Genomic DNA, 22,425 nt, shown 5'->3' with positions numbered 1-22,425 from the left:
GAGGACTATGCTGCCGGAGCAACGACGCAGGCGGCCTGTTTCGACCCGGCCGCATCCGGGGTAGCGGTGAGCATCGTGGGCCCCACCATCAACACGGCAGCACCGACGCTCTGGAGGTTGCGTTGACCGACGACGTCCTGATCGTGCACGGAGGCACCCCGCTCGAGGGGCGGATCCGCGTGCGCGGCGCGAAGAACCTGGTCTCCAAGGCGATGGTCGCCGCGCTGCTCGGCGACAGTCCGAGCCGGCTGTTCGACGTGCCGAAGATCCGTGACGTCGAGGTGGTCCGGGGTCTGCTCGGGCTGCACGGGGTCAAGGTGAGCGACGGCGAGGAGGACGGCGAGCTCGTCTTCGACCCGGCCAACGTGGAGAGCGCCAGCACCGACCAGATCAACGTGCACGCGGGGTCGAGCCGGATCCCGATCCTGTTCTGCGGGCCGCTGCTGCACCGGCTCGGTCACGCGTTCATCCCCGACCTCGGCGGCTGCCACATCGGGCCGCGCCCCATCGACTTCCACCTCCAGGCGCTGCGCGAGTTCGGCGCGACGGTCGACAAGCGGCCCGAGGGCCTGCACCTGTCGGCGCCGAACGGCCTGCGGGGCACGAAGTTCGCCCTGCCGTACCCGAGCGTCGGCGCCACCGAGCAGGTGCTGCTCACCGCCGTGATGGCCGAGGGCGTCACCGAGCTGCGCAACGCCGCCGTGGAGCCGGAGATCATCGACCTGATCTGCGTCCTGCAGAAGATGGGCGCGATCATCAAGGTCCACACCGACCGGGTCATCGAGATCCAGGGCGTGCCCAAGCTGCACGGCTACACCCACCGGCCGATCCCGGACCGGATCGAGGCGGCCAGCTGGGCGGCGGCCGCGCTCGCCACCCGCGGTCACGTCGAGGTGCTCGGCGCGCAGCAGGCCGACATGATGACGTTCCTGAACATCTTCCGGTCCGTCGGCGGCGAGTACGAGGTCACCGACCTGCGTCCGCCGCGCCACGGCGACCCGGGCCAGGAGGGCGGCATCCGGTTCTGGCACCCGGGTGGGGAGCTCAAGTCGGTCGCGCTGGAGACCGACGTGCACCCGGGCTTCATGACCGACTGGCAGCAGCCCCTCGTGGTGGCGCTCACCCAGGCCCGGGGCCTGTCGATCGTGCACGAGACGGTGTATGAGCAGCGGCTCGGCTACACCGAGGCCCTGAACTCGATGGGCGCGAACATCCAGGTCTACCGCGACTGCCTGGGCGGCACCCCGTGCCGTTTCGGCCGGCGCAACTTCAAGCACTCCGCGGTGATCGCGGGCCCCAGCAAGCTGCACGCGGCGGACCTGGTGATCCCGGACCTGCGGGCCGGGTTCAGCCACCTGATCGCGGCGCTGGCCGCCGAGGGCACCTCCCGGGTGTACGGCGTCGACCTGATCAACCGCGGCTACGAGGACTTCGAGGCGAAGCTCGCCGACCTGGGCGCGCACGTCGAGCGTCCGTAGCGTCACTTCCTCCTCGTTCGCGCCCGGTGCACCGCGATGTGCACCGGGCGCCGTCGTTTGGCTACCCTTGCCGCGTGCCGTCGCTGTTCCGCCGCAAGTCCGCCGACCTCGTCGAGGAAGCCGTCACCGAGGTGACGCCCGACGAGGCGACCCAGTCCGCCCGCCCCCGGGGCTACACCCCGGGCAAGGGACGCGAGACGCCGAAGCGCCCGAGCGCCGGGCGGCGTCCCGGTGGTGGCGCCCCCACCAAGCCGCTCACCAAGGCGGAGGCGCGGGAGCGCCGCCGGCAGATGCGCGCCGAGGCGGCGGCCGAGTTCCGCCGGGAGGGCGGCCCGCGCGACCGCGGGCCGGAGCGCCTGCTGGCCCGCAACGTGGTGGACTCCCGGCGCAACGTGGGCACCTGGTTCTTCGGCGGCGCGCTCATCGTGCTGATCGGGTCGAACGCCGCGATGCCGCCGGTCGTCCGGCTGGTCTCCAACCTGCTCTGGGGCGCGCTGGCGCTCGGCGTGGTGGTCGACTCGATCCTCATCTCGCGGAAGATCCGCAAGCTGGTCCGCGAGCGCTACCCCAACAGCGGGCAGCGGATGGGCTCCCTCTACCTGTACGCGATCATGCGGTCGATCACCTTCCGCCGGATGCGTGCCCCGGTCCCCCGGGTCGAGATCGGCGACAAGGTCTGACGAGGGGTCACGGCCGGCGCTGGAGCGCGACCGGCCTGACCGCAGGCCGCGGACGGTCCGCGGTCAGTCGCGGGTCAGGGCACGCCCAGCAGGCGCAGCAGCGCGGTGGTGGCCGCCGCCGCGGCCACGACGAGGACGAACGGCGCCCGCCGCCAGGCCAGCAGCACGCCGACCAGCACCCCGGCCGGGCGGGCCCAGCCCGCGAACCGGCCGGCCTCGGTGAGCGCGGCGGTGGCAGCCAGCGCGGCGAGCAGCGCCGCGGCGGCGACGGGCAGCGCCTGCCGGGCCCAGTCGGGCAGATCGAGCCGGTCCCGTAGCAGCACCCCGGCGGCCCGAAACCCGAAGGTGCCCGCCGCCAGGGCCAGGATCGCCGCGATCAGCACGTCTCCCCCTCGTTCCGCTCCGGTCCGGCCCCGGCCGGGACGCTCACCCGCCCGCGCGGGTGCGCCGGCCCACCGGCCGACCCGTGCGGGCCGTCACCCGTGTCTCCACCCACCGCTCCACCGGCCGGCCCGCCGCCACCGACCCGTCCACCGGCCGGCTCCGGCGGAGCGTCGGCGCCGCCCCGCGGCCCATCCGCCGGGTCGGCGCCCCGGGACCCGGTCCGCGCGCGCAGCGCCAGCAGCACCGGCCCGGCGAGGGCGAGCAGCACCGGCGCCCCGGCGGGCAGCACCGGGGTCGCGAGAACCGCGAGGACCGCGCCGGCCACCGCGGCGCGGCGGGTGTCCCGGTCGCGCATGGTCGGCATGAGCATGGCGATCAGCCCGGCGGGGAAGGCCGCGTCCAGCCCCAGCGTGGCCGGGTCGCCGACCGCCCCGCCGGCCAGCACGCCGAGCAGGGTGCCCAGGTTCCACGTCACGAAGAACAGCGTCCCGGCCAGCCAGAACGCCCGCCGCCGGTCCGGGCCGGCCGGACGGGCCAGCGCGAAGGCGGTGGTCTCGTCGGTCATGAGGTGAGCGCCCAGCAGCCGGTGCCAGAGGCGGGGGCCGAAGCTGTCGCCGAGGGTCAGCCCGAACGGCAGGTGCCGGGCGTTGAGCAGCAGCCCGGCCAGCACGGCCGCGAGCGGGCTGCCGGCGGCCAGCAGTCCCACCGCCATGAACTGCGCGCCGCCGGCGTACAGCAGGACGGACATCGCGACGGTGGCCCACACGGGCAGCCCGGCCGCCACGGCGACCGCGCCGAAGGACGCGCCCACGGCGACCATGGCGGCACCGATGGCGGCGATGTCGCGGAGCATCCCCGTGGCGGCCGTTCGTTGTACCGTACGCATGGTCCATCATGATGAACGCCGTAGCCCCGTTCGTCAAAACGAACAAACAGACCGATGGAGTGAACAATGGCCACCGAGCCGGCTGCCCCACTGGCCACCATCGCCGCCGCCCTGCGGCGGGAGCGGGAACGGGCCGGCATCTCGCTCACCGAGCTGGCCCGCCGGGCCGGGATCGCGAAGTCGACGCTCTCCCAGTTGGAGGCGGGCACCGGCAACCCGAGCGTCGAGACCCTCTGGGCGCTCGGCGTCGCCCTCGACGTGCCGTTCGCCCGGCTGGTCGAACCGCCGACCCCGGCCGTACGGGTGATCCGGGCCGGGCACGGTCCCCGCATCCGGTCCGAGCAGGCCGACTTCTCCGGCACGCTGCTCAGCGCCGGTCCGCCCCACGTCCGGCGCGACGTGTACCTCATCGAGCTGGAGCCGGGGGCCGTCCGCACGGCGGAGGCGCACACCCCGCGCAGCGTGGAGCACGTGGTCGTGGCCGCCGGGCGGCTACGGGTCGGCCCGGAGGCGGACCTCGTCGAGCTGGGGCCGGGTGACTACGCGACGTTCCCCGGCGACGCGCCGCACCGGTACGAGGCGCTGGCCCCCGGCACGTTCGCGGTGCTGGTGATGGAGCACCCCTGACCGGCGCTCAGGGCGCCGGAACGGCGGCGGGGGCCGGGGCGCCGTAGAGCCGGGCCACGACCTCCTCGATGTCCGGCTCCACCACCGCGACGTCCCGCAGGCTGGCCACGCCCGCCAGGCCGGAGACCACCTCGGCGACTCCCGCCGACTCCAGCGCGTACACCAGCCGGCGGCCGTCCGCCGCCACCTCGCGCAGCGGCGCGCCGGGCAGGACCGGCGGCTCCGGCAGCGGGGCGTCCAGGTCGGCGACCACGAGCCGCCGGGAGCCGTAGCGCCGGTGGAGGTCGGCGATCGAGCCGTCGTGCACCACCCGTCCCTGGTCGACCACGACGAGCCGCCGGCAGAGGCGCTCGATGTCGGCCAGGTCGTGCGTGGTCAGCACGAGCGTGGTGTCACCGGTGCTGCCGAGTTCCGCGAGGAACCCCCGGACCGCCTGGCGGCTGACCACGTCCAGGCCGATGGTCGGCTCGTCCAGGAACAGCACCTCCGGGCCGTGCAGCAGCGCCGCCGTCAGCTCGCCGCGCATCCGCTGTCCCAGGGAGAGCTGCCGGACCGGCACGTCGAGGAAGCCGTCCAGGTCCAGCAGGTCGCGGCACCGGCGCAGCCGGGCGGCGTGCTCGGCGGCCGGCACCCGGTAGACGTGCCGGAGCAGGTCGAACGAGTCCCGCAGCGGCAGGTCCCACCACAGCTGCGACCGCTGGCCGAAGACCACCCCGATCCGCAGCGCGAGACGGGTGCGCTGGGCCACCGGGCGCAGCCCGCAGACCCGCACCTCGCCGGCCGTGGGCGTCAGCACGCCGGTGAACATCTTCAACGTGGTGGACTTGCCCGCGCCGTTCGGTCCGATGTAGCCGAGCATCTCGCCCCGCTCCACCCGCAGGTCGAGCCCGTCGACCGCGGCGCGGACCCGCCTGGCGCGGCGGATCCGGCCGGTCTTGACGTGCACGGTGAACTCCTTGCGCAGACCGCGCGCGGTGATGACCTCTGTCATGACCCCGTACTCCGGTAGTGGCGGATGCCGACCCGCCAGGCCGCGGCGGCGAGCGCGGCGGCGACCACCGCGACGCCCGGCGCGGCCCAGCCCACCCAGGCCGGCAGGCCGAGCGGGTCGGCGCGGCCCAGCAGGGCCAGCGCCGGGTGGTAGGACACGAAGGCGAACCCCAGGCCGTACGCGAACAGCGCCCGGAACCACCCGCCGTAGACGGTGACGGGGTACGAGGTGAAGTCGCGCCCGCCGTAGGTCAACGAGTTCGCGAGTTGGCCCGACTCGACCCAGTAGAACGACACCGTGGCGGTGGCCACGAAGATCGAGCCGAAGAAGACCACGGCGGCGAGCGGGGCCAGCACGACCAGCAGCGCCCTCCCCGGCGTCCAGTCGATGCCGGCGGACGCGACCGCCGTGACCCAGACGGCGAGCCCGAACACGGCCCGCGAGACCTTGCGCAACGGCAGGTCCATGAGCAGCAGCTGGGGCAGCGCGCCGAGCGGCCGCACCAGGACGGCGTCCAGCAGGCCGGTGCGCACGTACTGCGGGATACGCTCGATGTTGCCGACGAGCAGGTCGGCGGTGGCGAAGGCGCACGCCGAGAGGCCGACGACGACCAGCGTCTCGCGCAGGGTGAACCCGCCCAGCTCCCGCGTCACGCCGAAGAGCACCAGCACGGTGAGCACGTCGAAGGCCGTGGCGCCGACGTTGCCCACCAGGTCCACGGCGAACGAGGTGCGGTACGCCGTCTGCGACCGCGCCTGCGCCCCGAGCAGCGCCCGGTACGCCCTCAGCGTCCCGCCGCGACCGTCAGCCACCCTGCACCGCCAGGCGGCGCTCCGCGCGGCGCTGCACCCACCGGCAGGCGGCCAGGAGCACGACGACCCAGCCGGCCTGGACGGCGACCAGCGCCACCTGCACCGGGGCGGGGTCCCGTTCCACGAGCACGTCGAGCGGGGTCTGGAGCAGGCTCGGGAACGGGGTGGCGATCCACAGTGCCTGGTAGAGCCACTCCGGCAGGAACCGCAGCGGGAAGTACAGGCCGCAGAGCACGCCGGAGCCGAGCGTCCAGAGGACGAGCGGCCCCCGCACGTCGGCCAGCCAGTACGCGGTGGCGTTGACCAGGTAGCGGCAGGCGAAGCAGATGACCACGGCCGCGGTGGCCGAACCGGCGAACAGGAGCACGGTCGGCCAGCGGGTGGGCAGGTACAACTCGAAGAAGAACGGCGCCACGACCACCGGTGGCAGCAGCCGGGCCAGCGCGGCGTGCCCGGCGCGGCCCAGGTCGGTGGCGAGGTACGCGGTCACCGGGTGCACGGGCCGCAGCAGGTCCGCCGTCACGTCCCCGGTGCGGATCCGGTCGGCCAGCTCCGTCCAGCCCCAGAGCAGGACCACGGTGAGCAGCCCCTGTCCGACCCAGACGAATGTGGCGAGCTGCGGGCGGTCGTACCCGCCGGCCGTCCCGGCCGCGCCGGCCACCGCGAGGAGGACGTAGCAGCGCAGGAAACCGAAGACGGTGTTGGTCACGATCCCGGCGACGGTCGCCTGCCGGTAGGTGGAGTATCGTCGGAAACCAGATGCGGCTAAAGCCCAAAATGTCCGGAACCATGGGATAACGTTTGAGGTGGTGAACGGTGCCACAGTGGCGTTCAGCGAACCCACGCCGCTACCCTCCATCCGCAGCCACGCCCTGCCGGACCGGGCGACTCTACCGGTAGGTCGGGTGCTCAGCGCGACAATTGGCAACGAGGTGACAACGCCGTGAGCGAGCGGACGCGAGCCGGCCACCGGAGCGCGGCCCCCGGCGGTCCGGCGCCCGGCGGTCACCCGGCCGCGGTCGCGAGCCGACGGTGCCGGTACGCCGGCACACGCCCCGGGTCCGGCGACGGGCACCTCGGATGAGCAGCCGATACTCCGATCGGTGGCAGGATCCGGCCGAACCGTCCTGGATGGTCGAGCCGACCCACGAATGGCACCCGCAGTTCCCCGGGCAGCGCTACCCGGGAGACATCGGCGTGCAGCACGCGCCTCCGCCCCGCGGCCGGGCCAGCGTCGTGGGCCGTGTCGACGTGCCGCCGCTCGCCCCGACCCGGCCCGACGGGACGTACCTGGGCCGCTCCTGGTCCGACGAGCCGCCGCCGGAGGAGGAGCCGTACGCCCGGGACCGCCGCCGCGACGGCACCGACGCGCGCCGCTACGGGGACGAGTCCTACCGCCGGCCGCAGGCCGAACCCGCCTGGCCCGACGAGCGGCCACCGGCCCGCCAGCCCCGGTCCGACGGCCGGACCGAGTGGACCGACCGCGGCGCGCGCCGCGAGGAACGCGCGGGGCGGGAGAACGGCTGGCACGGTGAACCGGCCGGGGACCCACGTCGCGGCTCGTACCCTCCGCCGGTCTCCCACCCGGAGCCGGGCTGGATGCCCGAGCCCGGTGAGGATTCCCCGCCGCGCCGCCGCCCCGCCGGACCGCCGGCCGACGGGTACGAGCGGCACCCCGCCGAAGGCGGCCGGCGCCCCCGTTACCCGTGGGGCCGGGCCGCCGAGCGGGACCGCCACCCCGACGACCTCCGGCACGACGCGCCGCGCCGCGACGGGCCGGCCCGCCACGTCGACGATCCGCGAGGGCCGCACGCCGACCGGTCACGCCACGACGACCGCCCCCGCTACGACGACCGCCCCCGGTACGACGAGGAGCACCCGCGCCGCGTCGAGCACGACCGGCACGCGCGCCCCCGCTACGAGGACGACCGCGCGTACCGCCCCGACCGCCACCCCGGGCCGGACCAGGAGCGGTACCGGCCGCCGCGGGAGATGGTCGGCCGTGCCGAGCCGTACGCCGACCGGAGGGAGGAGGCGTACCGGGAGCCGTGGCCGCACCCCGACCGCGAGGCGGGCGGGCCCCGGCCGCCGCACCCCGGCCGGGATCCGGGCCGGGATCCGGGCCGGGATCCGGGCCGCCGCGCCGAAGCGCGGCCGGAGCAGCGCCGCCCGTTCGACGCCGACATGCCGCCCCGCGAGGCCGCCCGGCGGGACGCGCCGCGGTACGACGAGCCGTACCGGCGTCCCTACCCGCCGCCCGCCGCGGACACGCCGATCTCCGGCCCGCCCGTCTCCCCCGGGCCGGCGCCGGGTCGACCGGTGTCGCCCGCACCGGCCCCCGGCCAGCCGCGCCCACCGACGGCGGCCCCCGGCCGACCCGTCTCACCCGGACCGGCCCCGGGTCGACCGGTGTCGCCCGGCCCCGTGCCCGGTCAACCGGTGTCGCCCGGGCCAGCCCCCGGCCGTCCCGTCTCGCCGGGACCGGCCCCCGGCCAACCGCGCCCGCCCGCGACGGCCCCCGGCCGACCCGTCTCCCCCGGACCGGCGCCGGGTCGACCGGTGTCGCCCGGTCCCGCCCCCGGTCAACCGGTGTCGCCCGCACCGGCCCCCGGCCGGCCCGTCTCCTCTGCTCCCGCGGCTGGTCGACCGGTTCCACCGGCGCAGCCGGCTCCGCCCGCGCACCGTGTGCCGCCCTCGGGCCCCGCGGGCCATCCCACCTGGCCGGCGGACGCCGAGCCGGGGAACCGGCCGCGTACGCCGGAGCCGCCGCGCGAGGCACCGGTCCCGCCTGCCCCGGTCTCGCCGGCACCGGGCCGACCGGTCTCGCCGGCACCGGTGCCTCCGGCGGCCGGACCGGCCATCCCGCCCGGCCGCCCCGTCTCCCCGGCGCCCACGTATCCCCCCGCCCCGCCCGGCCCACCGCCGGCGGCCCGACCGACCACAGCGGCACCCCCGTCCTCGGCGACGGGCCCCGGCTCGCCGGCGGCCGTCCGACCCTCGACGCCGGCCTCCGGCCCGGCGCACCGTCCCTCCGGGACGCCCGTGTCGGGACCGCCCGGGGCCGGCACGCCGGGACCGGCGCGTCCCGTACCACCGTTCGACCCGGCCCGCCCGGCGGAACCGACGGCCGCCCCGCCGCCCTACGCCGGGCCACGCGCCGGCGACCGGGTCGCTCCGCCGACGGCGGACCGCCCGCCGGCGGGCCGTACCCCGGTCGACGCGTACGGGTACCAGCGGCCGGCCGACGGCGAGCGCGCCGCCGACCGCCAGGACGTGGTGCCCGGACACCCGCCCGCCGCGTCCGCGTCGGGGGCGACGACGGTCGAACCGTCGCTTCCGCCCGCTCCCGGCGTTCCCCGGGTCTACGTCCCGCCGCCCCCGTCCGAGCCGTCGGCGCACACCACCGCGCCGGAGCCCAGCGGCGGGGCGGACGCCTGGTTCCGCCCGGCCCGGCCCGTGCCGGCGGAACCGACCACGCCCGAGGCCGAGCCGGCCACGCCCGAGGCCGACAGCCGCGCCGAGCCGACCACGACCGACGCCGAGCCCACGACGGACGACGGCCCGACCACGGCCGACATCGACCCGACGACGGCCGGCGGCGAATCGGCTGGGCCGGACGCCGGAGCCGAGCAGACCACGGTCGGCCCCGAGGCGTCCCCGGTCGCGCCCGAGCCGACCGCGACCGGGCCCATGGCAGAGGTCGGCACCGGATCCACCGCCGGGGCGGCACCGACGACCGCCGACACCGAGGCGGCGGCCTGGCCCGCAGCCGCGCCGGCCACCGTCGAGGCCGACGCTCTCTCAATCGCGGCTGGCGGCCCGGTCGAGCCGAGCGCGGACCGCGACGGAGCCCCGCGCACCGTGTCCGACGCCGACCCGACCCCGGTCCGGACCGGAGTCGACGTGACCGTCGCCAGGACCGCAGCCGAACCGACGACAGCCGGCAGCGATCCGACTGCGGCGCAGCCCGCGGCCGAACCCGCCACGCGTCCCACCGAACCGGGATCCGCCGTGACCGGGGACGGGCTCGCAGCCGACCCGACACCGACCGGCGCCGAGCCGCGCGAACTCCAGCTCGGACCGGTGCAGGCCGACATCGCGCCACGGTTCCCGACGGCCGAGGCAGGGCTCGCCGCCGAGCCGACCACGACCCACCCCGAATCGGCCGCGCCCCACCTCGGACCGACGCCGGCCGACACCGAGCCACGGTTGACGGCCGAGGCCGGGCTGGCGGCCGAGCCGACAGCAACCCGCACCGAGCCGGCCACGCCCGAGCCCCAACTCCCGGCGGTAGACACACACCTCGCGCCGACCGAGCCCGAAGCCCGACTCGACGCCGACCCGACCACGACCCACCCCGAACCGGCCACGCCCGAGGCCCCGGCCGGACCGGCGACGATCGACCCCGAGCCGGTCGGCACCGGATCGACGCCGGTCGACTCCGACCCGGTGGCCTTCGCCGACCAGGCCGCCACCGCGGCACCTCGGGCGTCGCGGGACACGGTGACGGCCGACGACCACGTCGACACCGCCCTTGCCGAGGCCGCCGACGCGCCGGCCGCCGACGGGCTGGACGACTGGGACACCGGTCTCCCCTCTGCCGCCGTGGCCTGGGCGTCGCCCGCCGTCGACGCCGGGACGCCCGGTCCGGAGCCGGCGCGGCCGGAGCCGGCACCCGACGCCGTGCCGCCCACCGACGCCGTCGAGCCGACCACCGTCGACCCGGCCACCTCCGCAGCGCTGGCCGACGCCGACAGCACCGCCGACACCGGGGGCGCCACCGCCGTCGAGGGCAGCGCGATGGCCGTACGGCCCGAGGCGGGCGAGCGGCCGGACGCCCCCACTGGCGCTGACGGCCCCACGCCTGGGTCGCCGGTCAGAGAGGCGGTACCGGGTCAGCGCGAGGCCGTCGAGGCACGCGTGGACGGCGGGGCGGAGGCTCCCTCGGCACCCGTGACGAGCGCCTCCCCGCCGGACGGGCCGGACCAGACCTCGCCGCCGCCCGCGTACCCGGCCCGCCCGGACGCCGTACGGGACGCGGCACCGCCGCACTCCGCGCCCCCGGCCGCACCGGAGGCATCGGCCGCAACGACAGCAGCGGAAGCAACGGAAGCACCAGCCGGCGCCACCGAGGCGACGGCCGTACCCGACGGGTCGCCGGCGGCCACCGCAGACGCCGCCCCGGTCCCGGCGCCCGTCTCCGCGCCGCCCGACGAGCCGGTCCCGGCACCCGCCTCCGCACCGCCTGCCGACCCGGTCCCGGCAGCCGTCTCCGCACCACCCGCCGACCCGGCGCCCGTCTCCGGAGCACCCGCCGGACCCGTCCCGGCTCCGCCGACCACGGCCGAGCGGGATCCGTCCCCGCCGCCGGGCGCACCGGTGTCCGCCGTGCCGGCGGCGTCCGTCTCCGCACCGCCGGCTGCGCCGAACCGCGCCCTGCAGGGGGATCCCGAGCAACTGCTGGCGCGCTACCGCTGGCGGCTCGACCCGGCGACGCTGCGCGAGGTGGCGGACGACCCGGACGAGCTGCGGACGATCCGGCGGCGGCTGACCGAGAAGCTGGCGTCGGCCGCCGACAACCGCGCCCGGGCCCGGCTGCTCAGCCTGCGTGCCGTGGTGTCCCGCGTCCTCAACGAGCTGGACGACGCGTTGGCGGACGCGCGGCTCGCGCTCACGTACGCCGAGGCTACCGGTGAGCTGCGCCGGATCGCGCTCGCCCAGGCGCGGCTCGCGCACGTGCTGCGGTGGCGCGGGGAGTTCACCGAGGCCGACCAGCTGTTCGCCCTGGCCACCTCGCCCGAGCTGCCCGACCGGCTGCAGGCCGCGCTGCACGAGCACGCCGGGCGGTCCTGCTACGACCAGGGTCGGTTCATGGAGGCGTGCCAGCACTTCGAGCGGGCGCTCGACCTGCGCGGCGCCGGGGACGCCGACCTGCTCGCCCGGGTCCGGACCGCGCTCGACGCGGTCGCCGAGCGGGTCGTGACGGAGGGCTTCGGCCCGTACCCCCGCAGCCGGGACGAGGTGCTGGAGCGCATCCAGCCCCCGGTGCCCGCGCGCGACGGCGCGCTCTGGGGTTACGCCGACCCGGAGGGCGAGCTGGTCATCCCGGCCCGGTACGCGGACGCCCAGCCGTTCCGGGAGGGCCTGGCCTGGGTGCGGCGGCCGGACACCGACCGCTGGTCGCTGATCGCGCTCACCGGCACGACCGTGATCCCCCCGTCGTTCCTCGCGGTCCGCTCCTTCTCCGACGGACTGGCCTGGGTGGTCCGCGACGGCGCCGAGGGCTGGTCGGCCATCGACCCCACGGGTGACGTGGTGATCCCGCCGGGCTTCGCCGACGTACGCCCGTTCCGGCGCGGCGTGGCCGCGGTCCGCCGCGAGGGCTGGGGCGCCGTGGACCGGACCGGCCGGATCGTGGTGCCGACCCGGTACCACAGCCTCCGCACCCCCCTGGCCGACGGCCGGTACGTCGACGGCTTCACCGACGAGGGCCTGGCCGTGGCGGAGCTGGCCGGCCGGCACGGCGTGGTGGACCACACGGGCGCCGTGGTCGTCCCGCCGGTGCACCCGGCGCTCATCGTCCATCCGGTCGCCTTCCTCGTGGGCACGGCCGGCGGCCGGTGGGGCGCCCTCGACCGGCGGGGGAACCCGCTCATCGACCCGGTGCACCGCAGCACCGAGGACGTGCTCGACGAGATCGAACGGCTGCTCGCCGACACCAACCCGGTGCTGTGACGGCCGGGCCGCCCGGCTGACGCGACCGCCCGGCTGACGATCACCACACACCCGCGGGTCGCCCGGCCGGGCCCGCCGGTGACCGGAGTTAGGGTCAGGCCATGGAATTCCGTCACCTAGGCCGCTCCGGCCTGATGGTCAGCGAGATCTCGTACGGCAACTGGATCACCCACGGGTCCCAGGTGGAGGAGGACGCCGCCTTCGCCTGCGTACGGGCCGCCCTCGACGCCGGCATCACCACCTTCGACACCGCCGACGTGTACGCCGGCACCCGGGCCGAGGACGTGCTCGGCCGCGCGCTCGAAAACGAGCGCCGGGAAGGGCTGGAGATCTTCACCAAGGTGTACTGGCCGACCGGCCCGGGTCGCAACGACCGGAGCCTGTCCCGCAAGCACATCATGGAGTCGATCAACGGCTCGCTGCGCCGGCTGCGCACCGACTACGTCGACCTCTACCAGGCCCACCGCTACGACTACAGCACGCCGCTGGAGGAGACGATGGAGGCCTTCGCCGACGTCGTACGCTCCGGCAAGGCCCTCTACATCGGCGTCTCCGAGTGGAAGGCGTCGCAGATCCGCGAGGCCCACAAGCTGGCCCGCGAGCTGCACATCCCGCTCGTCTCCAACCAGCCGCAGTACTCGATGCTGTGGCGGGTCATCGAGAGCGAGGTCGTGCCCACCAGCGAGGAGCTGGGCGTCGGCCAGATCGTCTGGTCGCCGATGGCGCAGGGCGTGCTCTCCGGCAAGTACCTCCCGGGCCAGCCGCCGCCGGCCGGCTCCCGGGCCACCGACGAGAAGTCGGGCGCGAACTTCATCGCCCGGTTCCTCACCGACGAGGTGCTGACCCGGGTGCAGCAGCTCCGGCCGCTGGCCGAGCAGGCCGGGCTCACCATGGCCCAGCTCGCCATCGCCTGGGTGCTCCAGAACCCGAACGTCTCCTCGGCGATCGTCGGCGCGACCCGCCCCGAGCAGGTGCAGGACAACGTCAAGGCGGCCGGCGTGAAGCTCGACGCCGACCTGCTCAAGGCGATCGACGAGATCGTCGACCCGATCACCGAGCGCGACCCGGCGAAGACCGAGAGCCCGGCGCAGCGTCCGTGACGCCCCCCGGTCCGGCCGGCGCGCGAGCCCGGCCGGACCGGACCCGACGCGGGCCAGACCAGACGCCCGTCAGCGGCCAACCTGAGACCCGACGCCGGACCCGACGGGAAGGCCGTCAGCCGCGCCAGAAGCGGACGAGGTCGAGCCCCGTGCCGTAGAGCCAGGCCGGCAGGCCGAGCACGTCGCCGGCCGTGAAGACCACGTCGAAGAACCAGCCGTTGATCCGCGGGTTCCACAGCAGCGCGAAGAGCAGGATGAAGCCGTACGGGGCGAACAGGTCGTACATCCGGCGCCACTGCGGGTTCAGCCAGGGCTGGATCATGTTGCCGCCGTCGAGGCCGGGTACCGGGAGCAGGTTCAGCACGCTCGCGGTGAGCTGGAGGAACGCCAGCAGCGCCAGGCCCGCCCAGAACTCGACGGACCCGCCCGCACCCGTGCCGACCCGCAGGGCCAGCACGAGCACCAGCGTGAAGAGCACGTTGGTGGCCGGCCCGGCCAGGCTGACGAGGGTGTGCCGCAGCCGCCCCGGGATGAGGTGCCGGTCCACCCACACCGCGCCGCCGGGCAGGCCGATGCCGCCGAGCAGCACCACGAGCACCGGCAGCGCGATCGACAGCAGCGGGTGGCTGTACCTGAGCGGGTTGAGGGTCAGGTAGCCGCGGTGGGCCACCCCCCGGTCGCCGGCCCGGAACGCGACGATCGCGTGCGCGTACTCGTGCAGGCAGAGCGACACGAGCCAGCCGGACACCACGAACCCGAACACGCTCAGCCGGACGTTGCCGGAGCCGTTCCAGGCCAGCACGCCCGTGGTCACGAACAGCGCGACCAGGGCGACGAAGACGGGGCTCGGCCGGAACGCCGCCCGGGGCACTCCGAGCACGAGCCGCTCCCCGCCCGGGCGGTCGTACGCCGTCATTCGGCCGGGGGCAGCAGGCTCATCCGGTACTCGACGCGGTCGTCCTCGACGAGCGCGACCGAGGTGACGCCGGACGCCGCGAGCTCGCGCCAGGTCTGGCCGATCCAGGATTCGGCGTCGGCCTGGCTGCCGAACGACTCCGCCGGACCCTGCACCGGCTGACCGTCCGTGCCCTCGTACCGCCAGCTCCACGCCATGCCGCGTCTCCCCTCGCCGCCCTCGGTCCCGTGGGACGGGACCCCCGCCAGCGTAGTCGGCCCGGCGCGCGCCGGCCGCTCGACGACCGCACGGCGTCGATCACCGTGTCCGCGCCGGCCGGTACGGTGGCCCGGTGCTGACTCGGGGAGTGGTGCTCAGCGACCGGTACCGGCTGGGCGATCGTGTGGCGACGGGCGGGATGGGCGCGGTCTGGCGGTGCACGGACCTGCTGCTGGAACGCGAGGTGGCGGTGAAGGTGCTGCTGCCGACGCTGGTCGCCGACCAGGACTTCACCACGCGGTTCCGGGCCGAGGCGCGGATGCTGGCCGCCCTGCGCCACCCCGGCGTCGTGGCCGTGCACGACGTGGGGCAGGCCACGCTCGCCGACGGCAGCCGGGTGGACTACCTGGTGATGGAGTTCGTCGACGGGCAGCCGCTGTCCGCGTGGGTCGGCCGGGCCGGCCGGCTCGACCCGGCGTCGACGATGTCGGTGGTCGCGCAGGCGGCCGACGCCCTGCACGCCGCCCACGCCGCCGGCATCGTCCACCGCGACGTGAAGCCGGGCAACCTGCTGGTCAAGCAGGACGGCCGGGTGGTGCTCGTCGACTTCGGCATCGCCCGCTCCCGCGCCCTTTCCGGGCTCACGGCCGCCAACATGGTGCTCGGCACCGCCTCGTACATGTCGCCGGAGCAGGCCACCGGCCAGCCGGTCTCCGCGGCGAGCGACGTGTACGCGCTCGGCGCCGTGGCGTACTACTGCCTGGCCGGCCAGCCGCCGTTCGTCGGCGAGAACCCGTTCGAGGTGGCGCTGCGCCACCAGCAGGACGAGCCGGCTCCGCTGCCGCCGGGCACCCCGCCGGCGGTGGTCGAGCTGGTGGGCCGGGCGATGGCCAAGCGCCCGGCCGACCGGTTCGCCGACGCCGCCGAGCTGGCCCGGGCCGCCGCGGAGGCGCGGGACGCCACCCTGGCGACCATCCCGGTCTCCGCCCGCCCGCCGTGGGCGCTGTCGGCCCCGGCCGCCCCGGTGGCCCCGCTTCCCCAACCGGCCCCACCGGGTGATGAGTCCGACGGCCCGCAGCCCGCCGCCGCGCCGCCGCCGGCACCGCGGCACGGGCCGTCCACCGGCCCGGAGCCGGCCGCGCCGCCCCGGCCGTCGCCGCCGGCCCCGTCGGGGCCGGGCGTCCCGGCCGGTACGCCGTCCGGCGCCCACCCGCCGGCCGTCCCCACCGGCCACACGCCTCCCGCCGGTTCCGCCGCCGTCCCGCCCTTCGGCGCGGACGCCACACCCACCCCGCCGCCGGCTGCCGTCCCGCCCTTCGGCGCGGACGCCACACCCACCCCGCCGTCGGGTGCCGCCCCGGCCGGCGCCGCACCACCGGCCTTCGCCTGGCCCACCCCCGCCGCCGCGCCGATCCCCACCGGGCAACCCGGCGCCGCGCCGCCTCCCGCCGGGCGGCCCGGCCCGGGCGGGTGGCAGACCGGCGTGGCCGCGGTGCCACCCCGCCCCGCGGACACCCGCGAGGACCCGCTGGACTCCCGTCCCGGCGGCCGCCGGGGGCTGCTGGTCGGGGCCGCCGCGGCGGTGTCCGTGGCGCTCGTGGCCACCGTCGTCGTGATCGCCCTGCGTGGCGGCGGGCACACCGGCGAGGACGCCCCGCCCGCGCTGATCGCCGAGTCGGCACCGGCGCCGCAGGACCAGGGCGCGCAGCCCGAGACCAGCCCGACCGCCACCGCGAGCCGGCCCGCCCGCACGCCCGGCGCCAGCCGGTCGGCGACCCCCAGCGCCACCACCGCGCAGCCAGACCGGCCGAGCGCCCCCGCGGGTGGCGGCGGGAGCACCGCGCCCACGGGCGGCACCAGCGCGCGACCGAGCCCCGGCACGAGCAGCGCGAAACCGGAACGGCCCAACCCGTACACGGCGACGCAGGTATGCGGCTCGGGCTACCAGGTGATCGACCAGGCGACGCTGAGCAGTGGTGGACGGCGCACGGGCCGCGTCTACCTGCTCTACAACGCGGGCAACGGCTACAACTGCGTGGTCACCCTCAAGGACACCGCGGTCGGCACGGCGACGGCCGCCTCGGCGTTCCTCGAGGTGAAGGGCCAGTCCCGCAAGACCGACAGCGGCTCGTTCGACTACTACGCCGGCCCGGTCCGGGCCAGCGCCGCCGGAACGTGCGTGCGGTGGGGCGGATCGACCGGCGGGGCGAGCTACACCAGCCCGTTCGAGCACTGCGACTGACCGCCCGGCGGGCACCGGCGCGGGAGACGGCTTTAAGGTACGGGCATGTCGGTTGACGGGTGGAACACGGTCCTGGTGCTCGGCGGCACCCGGTCCGGCAAGTCCGAGTTCGCCGAGTCCCTGGTCAGCGACGCGCCGGTGGTCCGGTACGTGGCCACGGCGCCGGAAGGGGACCCGCAGGACACCGAGTGGGCCGCCCGCCTGGCCGCCCACCGCGCACGGCGGCCGGGCAGCTGGACCACCGAGGAGACGGCGGGCGACCCGCGCCGGCTCGCGGACGTCATCGCCGCCGCGGAACCGAACGAGACGCTGCTCGTCGACGACCTCGGCGGCTGGGTGACGGTGCTCCTCGACCCGGCGCACCAGCCCGCCGACGACACCGAGACGATCGCCGAGCTGGCGACGGCGGTGCGCGGCTGCCTGGCCCGGCTCGTGCTGGTCAGCCCCGAGGTGGGCCTGTCCCTCGTGCCGACCACGCCGGTGGGGCGGGCGTTCACCGACGCGCTGGGCGCCACCAACCGCGCCGTCGCCGACGCCTGCGACGCGGTGGTCCTGGTCATCGCCGGGCAGCCGGCGTGGCTCAAGGCCCCGGACGCGGCCGTGACCGCCGCGCCGGCCGCCACCGCCCCGGTCGCCGCGCCGCCCGCCGTGAACGGCGCCGCGCCCGAGCCGACACCGGAACTCGTCGATTTCTCGGCCGCGGCGGATCCCGCGGCCGCGCCGCCCCTGCCCGTCGAGACCGCGACCGACTGGACGGCGCCGACGACGGCGCTGCCGATGGTCGCCACCGGGCTGGTCATCCAGCCCGGCATGGACCTGCCGATGCCCGACGAGTACGCCGGCCCGCAGGCCGTCGAACGCCTCGCCACCCTCGACGTGCCCGGCGCCGGGCTCGGCGTGCTGGATCGACTCGTCGGGTTCGCCGCCGCCACCCAGGGCACCGTGACGCCGGCCGCCTGGAACTCCGTACGCGTGCTGCTGCTCAACGGCGACCACGAGGGTGGCGCCGCCGCCGGCACCCGGCCCGGCGAGTCGGCGCGCCGGGCCGGGCAGGCCCGCGCCGGCCGGGGCGCGCTGGCCCGGCTCGCCGCCGAGTGCGGCGCGAGCCTCCAGGTGGTGGACGCCGTGACGGCCGGCCCCATGGAGCACGAGCCGGCGCTCACCGGCGAGCAGGTGGAGTCCGCGCTGCGCTACGGCTGGCGGCTGGCCGAGGAGGCCGCCGAGGCCGGCGTACAACTGCTGGTGCTCGCGGCGTGCGGTGCCGGCACCGAGGCGGCGGCCGCCGCGGTGCTCGCCGCCACGGCCGGTGCGGAACCGCCGGCCGTGCTCGGACGGGTGGTCACCGAGAACGGCGAGATCGACGACGCGGCCTGGATGCGCCGCTGCGCCGCGGTACGCGACGCGCTGCACCGCACCCGCACCTCGCCCCGCGGGGCGAAGGAGGTGCTGGCCGAACTCGGCGGCGGCGACGTGGCGATCGCGACCGGCGTTCTGCTGGGCGCCACGGCCCGCCGGATCCCCGTGATGCTCGACGGCCCGGTCGGCGTCGCCGCCGGCCTCGTGAGCCGGGACCTGGCCGGGCAGGCGCGGCACTGGTGCCTGCTCGCCGACCACGGCGGCGACCCGGCCGTGAAGCTGGCCGCCGACATCCTCGGCCTCACGCCGCTGCTCGACCTCCGGCTGGACCTGGGCGAGGGCGCCAACGCGCTGGTCGCGCTGCCGATGCTGCGCTCGGTGCTGGCGCTGGCCGCCGCGCTGCCCACCCACCCGTCGCTCGGCGGCGGGGACGTGCCGGGCGAGGACGCCGACGGGGACGAGCCGGACTTCGCCGAGCCGGAGCCCGCCGGCCCCGGTCCCACCAGCACCGAGCCGCAGGAGCCGGACTTCGCCGAGCCGGAGCCCGCCGGCCCGGGGCCGGCCAGCACCGAGCCGGAGGAGCAGCCGGCGTCGGGTCCGCGTGCCGGCTGACGGGCGGTTCCCCGCCGGCGCCCGGCTGGCGCTCACCACGTTCACCACGCTGCCGGTGCGGGCCGGCCGGATCGACCGGGAGGTGGCGGGCGTCGCCATGGCGCTCGCCCCGGCGGTCGGGATGCTGCTCGGGGCGCTGCTCGCCGGGGTGCTGCTGCTCCTGGCCGCGGTCGCTCCCCCGCTGGTCGCGGCCGCCGTGACGGTCGGGGCCGCGGCGCTGCTCACCCGCGGCCTGCACCTCGACGGGCTGGCCGACACCGTGGACGCGCTCGGCTCGTACCGCCGGGGGCCGGCCGCGCTGGAGATCATGAAGAAGCCGGACGTCGGTCCGTTCGGGGTGGTCGCCCTGGTGGTCGTACTCCTGGTGCAGGTCGCCGCGCTCGCGGAGCTGGCCGGGCGGTCGTGGCCGGCGGGCGCCGCGGCGGTGGTCGCCGCCACCGCGGCCGGCCGGCTCGGCGTGACGCTGGCCTGCCGGCGCGGCGTGCCGGCGGCCCGGCCGGAGGGGCTCGGCGCGCTGGTCGCCGGCACCGTCGGTCCCCTCGCGCCGGCCGTCGGCGCGGTCGCCGTCGCGCTGGTGGCCGTCGCCGCCGTGCCGGGCCGGCCGTGGCAGGGGCCGCTCGCCGTCGCGGCCGCCCTCGCCGTCGCGGCGGGGCTGCTGGCCCACGTGGTACGCCGCCTGGGCGGCATCACGGGGGACGTGCTGGGCGCGACCGTCGAGGTGGTGACCACGCTGGTCTACCTGGGGCTGGTGCTGTCCGCCTGAACGCGGCACCGCGCGCCGGGTAGCGTTCGGCTCGACAGCACCGGCACCGCCAACCGGGGGACACGAATGCTCATCACGGACGACTTCCTGCCCGTACCGGTTCCGGAGTCGCTCAGCGCCACCTACCTGGTGCCCGTCAAGGGTCTCCCGCGGGTCGGCACGAAGAGCGCCGTGGCGGCGCTCGCCGGGCGGATCGCCGATCCGGTGCACGGGCTGGCGCGGCAGATGCTGGACAGCCCCCTGATGAGCGTGGACACCCGCCCCATCGGCGAGTTCCCGCAACTGCCGCCGGACCTGCTCGCCGCGTTCGGGGCCAGCGAGACGCAGCTGGACCGGCTCGCCGCGGCGACCCACCTGGTCGTGGTGCAGGCCGAGTACCGGCCCGGGTGGCCGCCCGCCCACGAGTGGGCCGCGCGGGCGGTGGCCGCCGCCGTGGCCGACTCGGTCGACGGCGACGTGGTGGACGTGTTCGGGTTGCAGTTCCTGGACCCGGCCACGGCGCTGCGTTCACTCCCCGACGACCACGGCCGGATCCGGCTGGTCGACTGGGTGCTCGTCCCCTACTCGTCCGACGCCGAGGGGCTCTGGTTCACCACGAAGGGGCTGCGCCGCTTCGGGCTGCTGGAGTTGCAGACCCAGGGCGTGCCGGACCACCTCACCCGCGCCTGGGGTGCGGTGATGACCGGAGCCGCGCGCCGGCTGCTGCGGGAGTGGGTCGACGGGCTGTCCGGCGACGACGTGCCGGCGTTCGTGCCGCTGCCGGTGCTGGCCACGGTGACCGGGCACGACATCGCGGTGGCGTACGGCAATCCGGAGCAGCACGGGGCGACGGCGCCGGTGCTGCTCCGGCTGGAGCTGGACCCGGCCACCGACCCGGAGGCGGAGTCGTTCCTCACCCTGCGGCCGCCCGCGGGCCACCCCGGCCCGGACGGCCGGTACTACGCCGCGGCCTGCGCCACCCTCTTCGCCGGCATACAGCCGGACGTGCGCTACGCGCGTCCCGGTGACGCGATGAGCAAGGCGATCGCCACCGCCCGGGCCGCGCTCGGCGACATCCGCGCCCGGTTCGTGGCCGGGCAGCTGCCGCGCGAGTCGCAGCTCGTGGTGAAGTACGGGCTACCCGGTGAGGACGGCCCGGAGTACGTCTGGGCGGGCGTCACCTCGTGGGACGTCCCGGAGCGGATCGTCGGGGTGAGCGCCAGCGACGCCGCCTCCGACCCGAGCGTGCGGATCGGCTCCCCGGTCGTCGTGGAGGCCGCCGACGTGGTCGACTGGGCCCTGCTGGACGGCACCGGCGTCATCGAGGGCGGCTGGACCCAGGCAGTCCTCGACGCCGGCGAACGCCCGTCCTGACCCCGCTGATCATGAGGTTGGCGGCGTCTTCGATCTCGGATTCCGCCGCCAACCTCATGATCAACTGCAATCCGGGCGGGGTTACTTCACGCTGGGCTGGACGAACGGGGGGCGGGTCACGCGCATCTGGGCGCGGCGGCCCCGGACGTCGACCTCGACCAGGTCGCCGTCGGCGAGGTTCGCACCCGTGTCCAGCAGCGCGAGCGCGATGCCCTTCTTCAGCGTCGGCGAGAAGGTGCCGCTCGTGACCGTCCCGACGGTCGATCCGCCCGCGTACACGGTCATGCCGGGACGCGGGATCGCCCGGTCGACGGCCTCCAGGCCGCGCAGCGTACGCCGGGGGCCCGCCGCCTTCTCCGCGCGCAGCGCGTCCCGGCCCCAGAACGCCGGCTTGTCCCAGCCGACGGCCCAGCCCGAGCGGGCCTGCACCGGCGTGATGTCCAGGGACAGGTCCTGCCCGTGCAGCGGGTACCCCATCTCGGTGCGCAGCGTGTCGCGCGCCGCCAGGCCGCAGGGCCGCAGCTCGTACGCGGCGTCGGCGGCGAACAGCGCGTCCCAGACGGCGGTGGCGTGCTCGGCCGACACGACCAGCTCGTAGCCCAGCTCGCCCGTGTAGCCGGTCCGGCAGACGGTCAGCTCGACCGGGACGCCGGCGGCGTCCAGTGTGGCGGTCGAGAAGCTCATGTACCCGTGGTCGGTCGGCAGCCCCAGCGAGGCGAGCAGCTCGGCCGAGCGCGGACCCTGCACGGCGAGCACCGCGTACGCCTCGTGCTCGTCGGTGACCGTGACCGAGGGCGGCGCGGCCGCGCGCAGCCGCCGGACCACCTCGGCGGTGTTGGCCGCGTTGGGGATCAGGAAGACGTGGTCGTCGGCGTGCAGGTAGACGATGATGTCGTCCACCACACCGCCGCTCGCGTCGTCGCAGCAGAGGGTGTACTGCGCCCGGCCGGGGCCGATGCGGCCCAGGTCGTTGGTGAGGCAGGCGTTGACGAAGTCCGCCGCACAGGGGCCGGTGACCCGGGCCTTCCCCAGGTGCGAGACGTCGAAGACGCCCACCGCGGTACGCACCGCCGTGTGTTCCCGGAGCACGCCGCCGCCGGCGTACTCCAGCGGCATCTCCCAGCCCCCGAAGGGGGCGAACTTGGCGCCCGCGGCGGTGTGCCGCTCGTGCAGCGGGGAACGACGCAGCCGGGTCTCGGCGACGTCGGTGGTCACGTCGGTCATGGGTGGCAACTTACCGGGACCACGGCCGCTGGTTAGCATCGGCGGGACCCGCCGGTGCCGTCGGCGGG

17 protein-coding genes and 1 pseudogene are annotated in these 22,425 nt (G+C 76.5%); 9 read left to right on the top strand and 9 right to left on the bottom strand.

Annotated features, from left to right (window positions below; translation table 11 throughout):
• The first annotated feature begins 122 nt into the window (after positions 1-122).
• Together murA and OG994_RS01680 are read left to right on the top strand one after the other, a co-directional pair.
• Positions 123-1,478, top strand: coding sequence for a UDP-N-acetylglucosamine 1-carboxyvinyltransferase (gene murA, locus OG994_RS01685; protein ID WP_328851996.1), 1,356 nt, complete (start codon positions 123-125; stop codon positions 1,476-1,478).
• A 74-nt stretch (positions 1,479-1,552) separates the two neighbouring features.
• Positions 1,553-2,158 (top strand): DUF3043 domain-containing protein, encoded by a 606-nt coding sequence (locus OG994_RS01680; RefSeq protein ID WP_120327159.1) that lies wholly within the window; start codon positions 1,553-1,555, stop codon positions 2,156-2,158.
• A 74-nt stretch (positions 2,159-2,232) separates the two neighbouring features.
• Here OG994_RS01680 and OG994_RS01675 read toward each other — a convergent pair whose 3' ends face one another.
• Positions 2,233-2,541, bottom strand: a complete 309-nt coding sequence (locus OG994_RS01675; RefSeq protein WP_328851995.1) for an AzlD domain-containing protein — start codon at positions 2,539-2,541, stop codon at positions 2,233-2,235.
• Positions 2,535-3,428: an AzlC family ABC transporter permease gene (locus OG994_RS01670; RefSeq protein ID WP_328851994.1), complete on the bottom strand. Its 894-nt coding sequence runs from the start codon at positions 3,426-3,428 to the stop codon at positions 2,535-2,537. The genes OG994_RS01675 and OG994_RS01670 overlap by 7 nt, the downstream gene beginning before the upstream one ends.
• Positions 3,429-3,494: 66 nt before the next feature.
• On the opposite strand from OG994_RS01670, the gene OG994_RS01665 reads away from it, so the two are divergent.
• On the top strand, positions 3,495-4,055 hold the full coding sequence (locus OG994_RS01665) for a helix-turn-helix domain-containing protein (protein ID WP_120327157.1): 561 nt from the start codon (positions 3,495-3,497) through the stop codon (positions 4,053-4,055).
• Positions 4,056-4,062: 7 nt separating this feature from the next.
• Here OG994_RS01665 and OG994_RS01660 read toward each other — a convergent pair whose 3' ends face one another.
• From OG994_RS01660 to OG994_RS01645, 4 genes are all read right to left on the bottom strand, one after another.
• Positions 4,063-5,046 carry an ABC transporter ATP-binding protein gene (locus OG994_RS01660; RefSeq protein ID WP_328851993.1) on the bottom strand — a complete coding sequence of 328 codons (984 nt, stop codon included), beginning with the start codon at positions 5,044-5,046 and terminating at the stop codon, positions 4,063-4,065.
• Positions 5,043-5,858, bottom strand: a complete 816-nt coding sequence (locus OG994_RS01655) for an ABC transporter permease (protein WP_328851992.1) — start codon at positions 5,856-5,858, stop codon at positions 5,043-5,045. Before OG994_RS01655 ends, OG994_RS01660 begins: the two co-directional genes overlap by 4 nt.
• Positions 5,851-6,702, bottom strand: a complete 852-nt coding sequence (locus tag OG994_RS01650) for an ABC transporter permease (protein WP_407942559.1) — start codon at positions 6,700-6,702, stop codon at positions 5,851-5,853. Before OG994_RS01650 ends, OG994_RS01655 begins: the two co-directional genes overlap by 8 nt.
• A gap of 977 nt (positions 6,703-7,679) precedes the next feature.
• The gene (locus tag OG994_RS01645) at positions 7,680-7,952 is read right to left on the bottom strand and encodes a hypothetical protein (RefSeq protein WP_328851990.1); all 273 of its coding nucleotides are present in this window, start codon (positions 7,950-7,952) and stop codon (positions 7,680-7,682) included.
• Positions 7,953-8,900: 948 nt separating this feature from the next.
• Here OG994_RS01645 and OG994_RS01640 point away from each other — a divergent pair.
• Positions 8,901-12,593: a WG repeat-containing protein gene (locus tag OG994_RS01640; protein ID WP_328851989.1), complete on the top strand. Its 3,693-nt coding sequence runs from the start codon at positions 8,901-8,903 to the stop codon at positions 12,591-12,593.
• A gap of 101 nt (positions 12,594-12,694) precedes the next feature.
• Positions 12,695-13,693 carry an aldo/keto reductase family protein gene (locus tag OG994_RS01635; protein ID WP_328851988.1) on the top strand — a complete coding sequence of 333 codons (999 nt, stop codon included), beginning with the start codon at positions 12,695-12,697 and terminating at the stop codon, positions 13,691-13,693.
• Between the two features lie 115 nt (positions 13,694-13,808).
• Here OG994_RS01635 and OG994_RS01630 read toward each other — a convergent pair whose 3' ends face one another.
• The gene (locus tag OG994_RS01630; protein WP_328851987.1) at positions 13,809-14,609 is read right to left on the bottom strand and encodes a site-2 protease family protein; all 801 of its coding nucleotides are present in this window, start codon (positions 14,607-14,609) and stop codon (positions 13,809-13,811) included.
• A complete protein-coding gene (locus OG994_RS01625) occupies positions 14,606-14,806 on the bottom strand; it encodes a hypothetical protein (protein ID WP_120327152.1) in 201 nt (66 codons plus the stop codon). The genes OG994_RS01630 and OG994_RS01625 overlap by 4 nt, the downstream gene beginning before the upstream one ends.
• Positions 14,807-14,940: 134 nt before the next feature.
• On the opposite strand from OG994_RS01625, the pseudogene OG994_RS31510 reads away from it, so the two are divergent.
• The 4 genes and pseudogenes from OG994_RS31510 to OG994_RS01605 form a co-directional block, all read left to right on the top strand.
• Positions 14,941-16,335, top strand: a pseudogene (locus tag OG994_RS31510) (serine/threonine-protein kinase); the annotation flags it as partial.
• A 759-nt stretch (positions 16,336-17,094) separates the two neighbouring features.
• Positions 17,095-19,017, top strand: a complete 1,923-nt coding sequence (locus OG994_RS01615) for a bifunctional adenosylcobinamide kinase/adenosylcobinamide-phosphate guanylyltransferase (protein WP_328851986.1) — start codon at positions 17,095-17,097, stop codon at positions 19,015-19,017.
• On the top strand, positions 19,007-19,780 hold the full coding sequence (cobS, locus tag OG994_RS01610; RefSeq protein WP_328851985.1) for an adenosylcobinamide-GDP ribazoletransferase: 774 nt from the start codon (positions 19,007-19,009) through the stop codon (positions 19,778-19,780). Before OG994_RS01615 ends, cobS begins: the two co-directional genes overlap by 11 nt.
• A gap of 66 nt (positions 19,781-19,846) precedes the next feature.
• Positions 19,847-21,133 carry a DUF2314 domain-containing protein gene (locus OG994_RS01605; protein ID WP_120327149.1) on the top strand — a complete coding sequence of 429 codons (1,287 nt, stop codon included), beginning with the start codon at positions 19,847-19,849 and terminating at the stop codon, positions 21,131-21,133.
• Positions 21,134-21,214: 81 nt separating this feature from the next.
• On the opposite strand, the gene gcvT is transcribed toward OG994_RS01605, so the two are convergent.
• Complete coding sequence (gcvT, locus tag OG994_RS01600) at positions 21,215-22,357, bottom strand: glycine cleavage system aminomethyltransferase GcvT (protein WP_328851984.1); 1,143 nt, start codon at positions 22,355-22,357, stop codon at positions 21,215-21,217.
• Positions 22,358-22,425: the final 68 nt, after the last annotated feature.

Origin of the sequence: Micromonospora globbae (assembly GCF_036184225.1) — a bacterium.
GTDB lineage: Bacteria > Actinomycetota > Actinomycetes > Mycobacteriales > Micromonosporaceae > Micromonospora > Micromonospora globbae.
The sequence above is the reverse complement of the archived record's forward strand: the minus strand, read 5'-3'. Positions and strand labels throughout refer to the sequence as shown.